The 10879-nt window shown below is 50.9% G+C and carries 7 protein-coding genes; 2 read left to right on the top strand and 5 right to left on the bottom strand.

Annotation, left to right across the window (positions count from 1 at the left end; all coding sequences use genetic code 11):
- Nucleotides 1-1024: 1024 nt before the first annotated feature.
- A complete protein-coding gene (locus ABDK75_RS07115; protein ID WP_346005341.1) occupies nucleotides 1025-2263 on the bottom strand; it encodes a YdcF family protein in 1239 nt (412 codons plus the stop codon).
- 237 nt (nucleotides 2264-2500) lie between these two features.
- Here ABDK75_RS07115 and ABDK75_RS07110 point away from each other — a divergent pair, with 237 nt between their 5' ends.
- Nucleotides 2501-3382, top strand: a complete 882-nt coding sequence (locus ABDK75_RS07110) for a TonB-dependent receptor plug domain-containing protein (RefSeq protein ID WP_346005340.1) — start codon at nucleotides 2501-2503, stop codon at nucleotides 3380-3382.
- Nucleotides 3383-3402: 20 nt separating this feature from the next.
- On the opposite strand, the gene ABDK75_RS07105 is transcribed toward ABDK75_RS07110, so the two are convergent.
- Nucleotides 3403-4589, bottom strand: a protein-coding gene (locus ABDK75_RS07105) for an IS3 family transposase (RefSeq protein WP_346005339.1) whose coding sequence is annotated in 2 segments (ribosomal slippage) — nucleotides 3403-4331 and nucleotides 4331-4589 — 1188 coding nt in all. Because the reading frame shifts where the segments join, the coding sequence is not laid out codon by codon here.
- A 34-nt stretch (nucleotides 4590-4623) separates the two neighbouring features.
- On the opposite strand from ABDK75_RS07105, the gene ABDK75_RS07100 reads away from it, so the two are divergent.
- The gene (locus ABDK75_RS07100; RefSeq protein WP_346005835.1) at nucleotides 4624-6234 is read left to right on the top strand and encodes a TonB-dependent receptor; all 1611 of its coding nucleotides are present in this window, start codon (nucleotides 4624-4626) and stop codon (nucleotides 6232-6234) included.
- Nucleotides 6235-6311: 77 nt separating this feature from the next.
- Here the strand turns inward: ABDK75_RS07100 and ABDK75_RS07095 are convergent, their stop codons facing one another.
- The 3 genes from ABDK75_RS07095 to ABDK75_RS07085 form a co-directional block, all read right to left on the bottom strand.
- A complete protein-coding gene (locus ABDK75_RS07095; protein ID WP_346005338.1) occupies nucleotides 6312-8360 on the bottom strand; it encodes a phosphocholine-specific phospholipase C in 2049 nt (682 codons plus the stop codon).
- A 333-nt stretch (nucleotides 8361-8693) separates the two neighbouring features.
- Nucleotides 8694-9587 (bottom strand): TauD/TfdA family dioxygenase, encoded by an 894-nt coding sequence (locus ABDK75_RS07090; RefSeq protein ID WP_346005337.1) that lies wholly within the window; start codon nucleotides 9585-9587, stop codon nucleotides 8694-8696.
- Nucleotides 9584-10879 (bottom strand): MFS transporter, encoded by a 1296-nt coding sequence (locus tag ABDK75_RS07085; RefSeq protein ID WP_346005336.1) that lies wholly within the window; start codon nucleotides 10877-10879, stop codon nucleotides 9584-9586. The genes ABDK75_RS07090 and ABDK75_RS07085 overlap by 4 nt, the downstream gene beginning before the upstream one ends.

Genomic DNA, 10879 nt, shown 5'->3' with positions numbered 1-10879 from the left:
TGGCAAACTTTATCTGCTACTCGCCGAAGGTTCTCAATCAAAACTATTCTGATCTGGGTGGGAATAGCCCAAAGTTCTCTAATGAGAAGAGCTCTATCTTCCTGATATGCACTTAAAAAATCGCATATTGTGTTTGGATTAATCCGGCTGTCTGTATGAGCTACAAGAGCCCAGGCTATTTCAAAAACCCTTGGCAGACCAGAGAAAGGCCCGCTGGATAGCTCAGGAAGCTCTTTATAATAATGCGGAGGAAGGTCGAATTTAATAGTTTGAATCTGAGTATTCATCAGATAATAATTATCAATCAACCATCCTCCAGCGGGTGTAATTTGCTCACCCCTTTCAGCGGCTTTTGATAACGAAATATTTGATTCCAGAAGAAATTCAGCGTTCTCACTCAGTCGGTCTGGCAATATATTATTGTGTTTTGGAAAATGAATGTTTCCATGACTTTCAGACAAACTGCGGGCATGCTGTAAAAGTCGATCTTCGCTAAAGAGATCAGAGCAGATAACCCTTTCATCATGAAAGCGGAACGACGTGGCCGCATTTTTTTTAGTAAAAATGGCCATTTTCATTGATCCTTTAGGCGGAAATTATCCACTTATTATCAGGTAAATTTTCTGAGAGGTTTCTAAAAATTAGTCTTTTTCATCTTTGTTTTTATAAATATATTATACGCAATTTAATGCGTGCGCTTAGTATATTTATAAAAACAGAACCAATCCAAAACATAACGCCCGATTTGAAAGTTAGTTACCATCGTCATAAAAATATTTCTTTAATTCGATGCATACCATCCTTTCGCTTTCGAAAGACGGCTGCCGTTTCCGACTTTATCCATTCACGAGTGGAAATAACGTTGTGTGACATGGAAATTTTTAGTGTTGAAGGGAGGCATCATAAGTAAAAATTTCTGAATACATCTCCCCCCGAAGAGACATTAAATTACAAGACAAGGGAAAATTATTTAAAAACAAAAATTAACTCACATGAAATATAGTAATATATTTGTTTACTTAATTTACGGATCCAATGGATCCTGAGGATCTATTTTATTACACCCTCTGTTAGAAATAAAAATCGTCACAAACGGTGAAAGCCTTTGACCGATCTCTCCTGGCTCACACTTCAGCTCAGTCATATTGCGGCTAAAGAAAACTGTGCTTGAAATATAATCACTTTGACCCGGATCCGTCACGATCAGTGCGGGTTTATTCTCTGGTGCTCCAAGAATTTGCAGGTACCGCGAAGCGTTGCGTAGGTTCGTTGTTGTGTGACGCGCATAAGGCTCAGTGACAATGCTTCTTTCGGGAATATGAAAACGCTCAATCAGAAAGCGTCTCATTTTATCCGCTTCCACGAAATTCGTATGGGCGGGATGCACTGCCCCACCAGAGACAATTATGAAAGGAGCCACCTGTCGATTATAGCTCTCAACCGCTAATGTGAGGCGGAATTTTCCTAACGCCGAGAGCTGCGTATGTGGGTCTTCGGGGCCTTCGCCTGGAACGATAATGGCTGTGTATGGGTACCTTTTCCAGTTCAAATGGCGTGCAAAACCCAAAGATGGCGCATTCCAGGTATTCCACAAACCAGAGAAACGAACGGCGTCCATTCTATCATTTGCGTCTAAAAGAAAGACGGCATTCACTAGAGCGTCTTTAAAAAATGGGTAAGCAAGACCTTGGTGTTGAGATTGGTCACTTAGAATTTTGGTTTGTATTCCCATAATAAGGTTAGAAAAATCTTTTGCTGTTACGTCCACAGAGGCGGCGTCTATTTTTGGATACCGAGGGGCATGCCCTTCACCATAGACCGACAGAATGTAATTGATGGCGTCTGCGTCCCGGTTCCACTGCATTTCATCATATTGAAATTGGAAATGCTTGGAGAGGCTTTGCAAAATCGCCCCAAAAACTTCTCGTTCGTGTTGGGTAATTTCCCACGATTGGACCATGCAAACGGGATGTGGCGTACAGTTTAAGTTATCTTTCAATCTTTGATGGCGTTCATGAAATAACTCGACAATATCTGGAGAAGAAAATACTTCTTTTTCCCATGCCGCATTCATCATGATAGCTGTAAGGCGAGGGAATATTGCGTCTTGCATTGCCTGAATTTTACTGTCGTGATCAAGAGCTGGCTGCACAGGTGGAGTGACTGTCAGGTAGATACCCAAAAGGGCACAAAAAAGCAGAGCAATCAAAATGCCGAATAAAGCCAAAGCAGGCTTGCCTGCTTGAAGAAGATATCGTTTCAAATGCGGGCATCTCCGGCAGCAGAACGCGTTAATTTACCATGATTCAGAAACCCTACGAGGCAACTGAAACTATTGAAACCCACTCTGTGAGACAGAAGGTGGATTTCAACAAAGCATCATAAAAGCATCACACACAGAGATTTACGCCTCCCGTAAAAGATTGCCCGTTCATTACGAACGATGTCGTGGTCGCCCACGACGCTCGCTCTCTGAGACAGTGATCTCTCCAGGATAACGATGACCACTAAACGTTCAAAGGCCTCCCATAGCCTCTTCCGACGGCGGCTTCTTTCCTCCTGCATCATGGTGACCTGTGGTCTCACCGTTATTGATGGGGACGCGTTTGCCGGGGTCCCAACAAAAATTCTTTCGCATCATAAAGTGGCACCCCACCCAAAAGCGGAGACACCATCCAGTCGGCGTGTCCCCACACATCAGATTGAATCGCGGTCCAAGGCCGAAGAATTCAATGTACGTGCTCAGCAGCATAATGTGGGAGGGGGCCTTCTGGTCAGGCAAAGCGCGCCTGTTTCGGTCAGTGAGGTGTCACGCGCCTATATTTCCAAACAGGTTCCCACTATCTCTCCCACGCAGCTAATTGCCAGTCTGCCAGGCGTTCAGGCTGGGAACGAAGGCCCTATCAATACTGAGACTGAAACCATGCATATCCGGGGCCTTGACCAGTCTCAGATCGGGTTTCTGTTCGAAGGTGTACCCGTTTCAGATGCCTTCAGCTATGCGCCGTGGGCGACATCCATGGTCGACAACGAGAACCTTGCTTCAGTCAAGGTCACTCAAGGATCGGTTGACCTTACTGCTCCGCTCTACAATGCGGACGGAGCAATAGTTTCGATGCAGGAAATTCGTCCCACCGATAAATTCGGGGGATATATTGACCTGTCAGGCGGAACGCACAGCTTGCAAAAACAGTTTCTCCGCTTGAACACAGGTGAAATCGGGCACAGTGACGTCCGCGCATTTGCGTCCTTCTCTCACTCAGCTGCTAACGTATGGAGGGGGCCGGGCAAGATCGAGCGCTATCATGTGGATGCCAACGTTGAGAAGCGGTGGGCCCCGGGAGAGGTGGACCCGTCCGTTCGGACAGTTTTGTGGGCTTGATAAGCTATACCCGGTTGTTGTTATGCCGCCATTCTGACGGCGCTGCTGTTGGCCATCTGGTCCGGGGTTAACCCCGGACCAGATGGCGTCGGCACGTCATGATACGCCTCATCGGGCGTGCGTCCAGCCAGTGCCGAGTGCGGACGCTGCCCGTTATAATGGGTGATCCATCCGGCAAGCCCGGCCCGTAGCTCCGATCCGGTCTCGAACGCATGCAAATAGACGCATTCGTATTTCAGCGACCGCCACAGACGCTCGATGAACACGTTGTCCAGCCATCGCCCGCGCCCGTCCATGCTGATGCGGATCTGACGCTCTTCCAGGAGCCCGGTGAAACGGGGCGTCGTAAACTGCGACCCTTGGTCAGTATTGAAAATTTCCGGAGCGCCATAGCGCGTGAGGGCATCCTGTAGCGCCTCGATGCAGAACTCCGCATCCATCGTGTTCGACAGACGCCAGGACAGCACCTTGCGCGTGAACCAGTCCATGATCGCCACGAGATAGAGAAATCCCCGTTTCATGGGGATATACGTGATATCGGAACACCAGACCTGGTTAGGCCGCTCAATGACCAGATCCCGCAGCAGATACGGATATTTCCGATGCTCCGGATGAGGCACACTCGTGCGCGGCTTCTGGTAGACCGCCCGCAGGCCCATGATCGCCATGAGCCGCCGGACCCGCTTGCGGCCGACTTCATATCCCAGGCGGCGCAGATACCATGTCATCTGCCGTGAGCCATAATATGGCGTTTCCAGGAACTGGGCGTCGATCAGCCGCATCAACGCCAGATTGGCCTCGCTCTGTGGCACTGGCCGATAGTAGACGCCAGACCGGTTCAGATGCAGCAGCAGGCATTGCCGGACAATGGAAAGGCGCGGTCGCTGTGGGTCAATCATCTGCCGCCTCTGATCACGCCCAACCGAGCAGAGGCATCGCGTAAAAAATCCCGTTCCACGAGAAGCTCGCCTATCTTCGCGTGCAGTTTCTCCACATCAGCAGGGCTGACCGGGGGCTCGGCCACCGGCTTCCCGGAGAAGGTCGCCGCCATCCCCTCGATCGCCTGCCGTTTCCACTGGGCGATCATCGTCTGATGCACACCATGTTTCGACGCCAGTTCCGCCAGCGTCAGTTCCCCACGGATCGCTTCCAGGGCAACCCGTGATTTGAACTCCGCCGCATACCTTTTGCGCGTAACCTTGCCCATAAAACCCGTCCTCTCTCAGGTCGGATTATAGCTTATCGCCCTGTCTGAAAAATGGGGACCACCTCTGGGAAGCAGCACAGACATCGTTTTTGGTTACACACGTTCACATCAGAATATTTACAGAAACCCGAGCCTGTCTCAGTGGAAGCAGTATGGAACAAGCTTCAATTATACTGGAACTTACACTGCGGGAGATACGAATTATTATAAAATAAACGAACGCTTTACCAACGTCGTATTCGGCGCAATGCATAATGATTTCAAACTCTCTGACGAACTGACGCTCCACATCGAGCCCTATACGACGTTCCAGAGAGGCCCCAATAACTACGGATCAACCATCCCCATTGCAGGCGGTTATCTTGGTACCCAGCAGTATGGGACCTTGGACGGATATGAGGGTCAATCCGGTAAAGTCACCGTCGAGAGCGTGCATCCCTGGAAGCAAAACACCAGCGGCTTCACAACCAATCTTGACTGGAAGACAAAGCATAACACACTTTCACTGTTTTATTGGTATTCATACGGGAACCATACCGAATACCAGCATCAATATGCGTTGTCTCCGTCTGGAGACTGGAGCTATAGCCAAAAATATCTGACGGTTAACGGTGTGGCCATTACGGGTTATCAGGAAAATACCGTTCAACAGGTCAATGCAATCGGGCTGGACGACAAACTTAGCCTGCTTGGAGACAAGCTCCTTATAGACGCCGGGTTCAAGGCCTCCATGGCGTCCGTCAGTGCCACACAGAACCTTCCTGGTGCTGATCCCTACAAGGCTGGGAAGAACTATTTTGAACCTACCCCTCAGTTGCTGGCCAGTTACCACATCACCAAGAACGATCAAGTCTACATGAATGCGACGACATCCTACAGATTGCCGGCCGGTTGGAGCCCTTACGTTCCACAGTTTTCAATGACGTCAGCAACCCCTTCGAGCACACCGTCAAAAAATCTTGGTGCAGAGTACTTCATTGGACAGGAGGTAGGTTACAGACATAATGGGCCCATCAATGTTTCTGCGTCATGGTTCCACTACAACTTGACCAATCACCAGATCGGTAGCTCATCTTACCTGCCAGGAACCAGCGTCCTTATCAGCACGCAGATTGCCGCTGGCGGTGAAGAGGCATGGGGATTCCAAGGGGAAATCGGAACACGCCCATGGCATCACATCAGTGCTTATGCCTCTGGCCAGTTTCTCCATACCCGCATTGGCAACAATGTTGATGCCGGCACAGATTACCTGCCCACAAAGGGAAAGCAGGATCCTGGTGCCCCGAAATGGAGCGGCGCTATTGGCCTGACATATGACGACGGCGTCTATTTTGGTAACTTCAACCTGCGTTATCAGGGCGCACAGTATTCAACTCTAATGAACGATCAGAAGATTCCTGGGTATATGACTGCGGACCTGAATCTTGGCCGCACTCTCCCGTCCTTCAACACGCGCGTTCATCCGAAAATTATGCTCAACCTCGTCAATATGGGAGGCGTGAATTACCTGTCATCTATCAGTGGATTCGGACTGACCGCTGTGAAACAGAAAGGTATTTTTGGAAACTCTGTCAGTGCTTCAACACCAACTTACGTGGTTGGCTCAGCATTCACAGCAGTTGTGACGCTCGCGGCAGACTTCTAACTACCCGATGATTTAGTTGCAAACTTGGGAGCCCGAAAGCAGCTGTACGCTTTCGGGCTCTGACGATTTCATACGGTCTATTGACCAATCGCAGGATCAGTTATGCTGTGATGGCCATTTTCAATGTGACCGCAAAGACGACAGACCGTCCCATTACTTCTTACGGTTAGATCATACCATCCATGCGCGTCTGTTGTGTCAATTTCGATCTGGGTGGGAGTGGCATTCACAGTATGCGATGTCTTGCGCTGACTATACCCATCTTCCACCGAGAAATCCGCCAACGCGGCAGCGAAAATCAGAAGCAAACGTTGTGATGCGGGTTTGGACACGCTTGTCAGCCTAAAGGCTTGTTTTTGATCAGGCACTTGCCCTGAAAACTGACGAAAAAAGCCATTAGGGCCATGAATATCGACGTCATAATGACCAGATTTCGATATCGGCCATTTATCCTCAAGGCTTTTCCCCGGCTCAACGGTATAAAACCTCGGGCGCGTCATCCCTGATTGATCCCGGACGTGAAAAACGGCTGTTGCGCTGCCTGAATTTTGGAATTTCAATTTTAACTGATGCTCCGACGGGAGGAGCCATGTCGTAACGTGGAGATCATAGGGAAGTGCCCGTGCCCGTCGTGTGCCAGCTTCCTGACGAGGCATGATTTGTTCGAGCGGCAGTTTCACGACCGAATTGGTATGAGCGACACGATCTGGCGGCTCATATGAAGCTGTGAGAGGAAGTGATGACAAAGAGCTGTTGGGGTTTAAAAAATCAAAAGCAGATGTGAGGTCTCCGCATACCGCGCGGCGCCAAGGTGTAATCTGCGTCTCAATCAGTTCGGGATGTTCGTCACCAAAACGACGCTCGATAAATCGGATGAGGGACGTATGATCGAAAACTTCTGAATTGACCCATCCTCCTTTGCTCCATGGCGAGATCACCAGCATCGGTACTCGCGGGCCCAGTCCATAAGGTCCTGCGTCGTGAGTTGCGCTGCCAGCAAAAATCTCATGGTCAACAGAAATTGTAGACTGACCATGAGCCGGACTTACGGGTGGGGCAGGAGGGACAATATGATCGAAGAAGCCATCATTTTCATCGTAAGTCAGGAACAGAGCCGTCCGGCCCCAAACTTCCGGATTGGAGGTCAAAGTGTCGATGACGCGTGATATGAACCAGGCGCCATAATTGGCTGGCCAGTTTGGATGCTCATCATAGGCATTGGGACACATCAGCCAGGAAACCTGAGGCAGGGTACCGGCCGTGACATCCTTCTGCAGGTCGTCGAATAAGGTCCCTGAAACAGCAATATTAGTCCCGGTGCGAGCCTTCAAAGCGAGCGGCTCGTGAGGAAGGACTGTCTGATATTTGACAAAGCGAAGAAGAGTGTTGTTGGCAGAGTTGCCGATGTAATGATCCGGGTCATCTCCCCAGCCATTCTCCGCCGTTAGCCCCGACCCAGTATCTTGATAGATTTTCCAGGATAGTCCTGCTGCTTCCAGCCGCTCCGGATAAGTTGGCCAATCACAGACCAAGGCATCGGTTTCAAGTTGGGGGCCATGACCTTTACCGTCATTACCGGTCCATCCGGTGAACATGTAATTACGATTAGGGTAGGTAGGACCCATGACGGAACAGTAATAGGCATCACAGATTGTAAAAGCGTCTGCGAGTGCGTAGTGAAAGGGAATATCCGTCCGATTAAAATGGATCATCGTCGTAGTGGTTTTATGCGCGATCCAGTCATCCCATCGCCCTTCATTCCAGGCACGATGTGTTGTGTTCCAGTCGTGAGGGGTATCTCCAATAAAGCTCAGTCCAAGATTTTCCTGTTTGGGTCGGAAAGGAAGGAGCTCTCTATCGCCATGTGGTTGCCGCCAAACCGGTTTTCCGTTAGGTAGCCGCGCAGTGCGTGGATCTCCAAAGCCTCGAACCCCCGAAAGCGTACCGTAATAATGATCGAAAGAGCGGTTTTCCTGCATCAGGATAACAATGTGGTCCACATCCTTGATGGATCCAGTTCTGTTGTTAGCAGGCAAAGCCATTGCGTTCCGAATACTGCTTTGAAGAGCGGTTGCGGCAAACCCAGTTCCCAAAAGCTTTAAAAACGCACGACGATCTTGAGACATGCTCTCTTTCCAATAAATTTCTTAATTTTTATTGGTTTTCATTAAGAAGTAATGTGAATTTTATAAGTTCCCTAAAAGGCCGCAGGCGAACATCTTTGCGCATACGATGGTGTTCTTTCGGCAAAAAATATCCACCTGCGGATAATCGAAATCGGAATAGAACCTGTGACCTCACTCACTGGGAATTTTTAGTAGAAGATAGGGAATGTGCACTCCTTTTGGGAGGTATTCTAAAATATTACTTTTATCGTGTGACAGTGCTGACGCCATGCTGTTCTTCCCACGCACGTCATCCTGATTTTATATTATTGGTCGGCTTACCGGCCCCTAGAGTTAATGATCCAGATCCTGGCCATTATCGGGACCTTTGAGCAGACGGCTCTTTTCTCCGGTAACGCTGAGAGGGATATCGCCACGCACGGTGATACGACGCAGGAGCCGGGGATGAGTATCGAAATCGGCTGTTGCGTAGTGTTGGGTGGCGCGGTTGTCCCAGATGGCAACGTCCCCCGGTTTCCAGTTCCAGCGGACGGTGTTGTCAATCTGCGTGATGTAAGACTGGAAGATCTCCAGCAGCCGGTTGGCATGCTGGGTAGGGATGCCGCGAATTTCCTTGAAGAAATGGCCTAGGATAAGGGTCCGCTCGCCGGTCTCAGGATGAACGCGCACGACCGGGTGCTCTGTCTCGTAAAGGCGTGAAATGAAACGAGCCCGGAAGTCCGCAATTTCCTCGTGGCGCGTGTCGTATTTGTAGAAATTGGTGTCGTAGTCGTTGCCATGAACCGCCCAAAGTGTGTCGGCAAGCTGCTGCAGAGGCGCGGGGAGGTCTTCATAGGCTGTGGCTGTGTTGGCCCAGAGTGTGCTGCCGCCGTAGGGCGGGATCGTGATAGCGCGCAGGATCGAGGCCTTGGGGTAAGCCGGCACGAAAGTGACGTCTGTATGCCATGAATCCGTGGAACGACCGTTGCGGGAGTTCAGTTCGAACGTATAGGGCGTCCCTGCGGCTGCGGGGATTGTCGGGTGAAGGATTGGATCTCCGAAGACACGACTGAACGTTTCATGCTGGGCATCATCGAGGAACTGGTCGCGCAGGAAGATCACTTTATGGCGCAGCAGAGCATCATGGATGAATGCTTTGTGTTCTTCAGGCAGAAGTTCGCGGGCGTTAATCCCATGGACGATGGCGCCGATACGGGATGTGACCTTTTCGATCGTAAGCTGTGTCATGAGGGAACTCCTTCGGATTGGGGGAGTGTCTGACTACTGGTGCGGTCAGGTCGCGTGAGAGACGGAGGCGTAATGAAAAAGGTTAGGATTGCGCTTGCCAGGAACAGAGCGGCGTAGATGAAGATAATTCCCTGCGTGCCGACAGCGCCTTCAAAAAGGTAAACAATGAAAGGCCCGATCCAGACGCTACTCCCTGCGCCAAGGTTCAGCAGGGACATGGCAATACCTTTGTGATCTGGCAGAAGAGAGGGCGTCAGAGCCGAAAGCGGCACATATCCGGCAAGCGTCATGCCAAAAACTGCGGCAGAGCCATAAACCGCGAGCAGGCTACTGTGGGCGTACAGCAGCGGGATCCAATACAAACCAACGCAACTCACGGCACTCCCGATACCGCCAAACCAGATGATGGTCTGCCGCCATGAAACATAGTCGCTGGCAAAACCGATCAGCAGGTTGAAGACGATGTTGCTGGCGAAGATGATTTCTAGAAAGCGGATCCATACATCCTGGGACAAGCCCAGACGGCCCGTGAAAAAGAATGGCATGAAAACGATCAGGCCATGCGTAGCGCTGGAATTGACCGCCCGCACGATGCACGCCAGACCGACGCCCGGATTGTGACGGATCTGATGAACCGTTTCGCGCAGGGTAGGGCCGATGTCTTTCAGGCTGCCTTTCTCTGCACGTGGCGTAGTGGGTAGCGGCAGGACGGCAAGGAGGCCACCCGCTCCCACGCCGAGAAGGGCGATCCAGAGTGTAATGTACTGGCCGTAAACGGGGAGCAGGAGTTGCGCCACAATAGAACCGACCGTGGGCAAGCCGCAGGTAAAGCAGAACCAGAACAGACCGACAGCACGACCCAACCGGTCCTGACGGATCGTGGTGACGAGCAGGGTCAGCAGCCCATAAGAAAACAACGGATATCCTGCTCCTCGCAATCCGTAGGTCAGGAGTAGCAAGGCTGAAGAATGAGCCGGAATGGCAACGCCAAGAAACAGAAGTTGCGGCACGATCCAGAATAACAGACCAGCCGTCATGACGGCACGACTACCAAAGATGTCGCACAGCAAGCCCGAGAACCAGGCCGCCAGAGCAGCAAAGAGTCCGTAGGCTGTGAAGAGAAGGGCTACGAAGTGCTCCGTCTGCCCCGTCTGGACCAGAAACGGCGACAGATAGCCGACCTCGACGCCATCCCCGATCATGAAGACCAGAAGGCCGGCATACTGGAGGGTAAAGCTCCGGGGCAGGCGGCTGGCTGGCAGAAGCGGAGCGGCGGGAAACGTCGTCTGCAT

The organism is Gluconobacter sp. OJA (assembly GCF_039638325.1).
In the GTDB taxonomy this organism is placed as follows: domain Bacteria; phylum Pseudomonadota; class Alphaproteobacteria; order Acetobacterales; family Acetobacteraceae; genus Gluconobacter; species Gluconobacter cerinus.
The sequence above is the reverse complement of the archived record's forward strand: the minus strand, read 5'-3'. Positions and strand labels throughout refer to the sequence as shown.

Excerpts from the sequence above, each read along its gene's own strand:
- ABDK75_RS07110 (WP_346005340.1), top strand. The coding sequence starts at position 2,501 with ATGACCACTAAACGTTCAAAGGCCTCCCATAGCCTCTTCCGACGGCGG.
- ABDK75_RS07095 (WP_346005338.1), bottom strand. The coding sequence starts at position 8,360 with ATGTCTCAAGATCGTCGTGCGTTTTTAAAGCTTTTGGGAACTGGGTTT.
- ABDK75_RS07090 (WP_346005337.1), bottom strand. The coding sequence starts at position 9,587 with ATGACACAGCTTACGATCGAAAAGGTCACATCCCGTATCGGCGCCATC.
- ABDK75_RS07085 (WP_346005336.1), bottom strand. The coding sequence starts at position 10,879 with ATGCAGACGACGTTTCCCGCCGCTCCGCTTCTGCCAGCCAGCCGCCTG.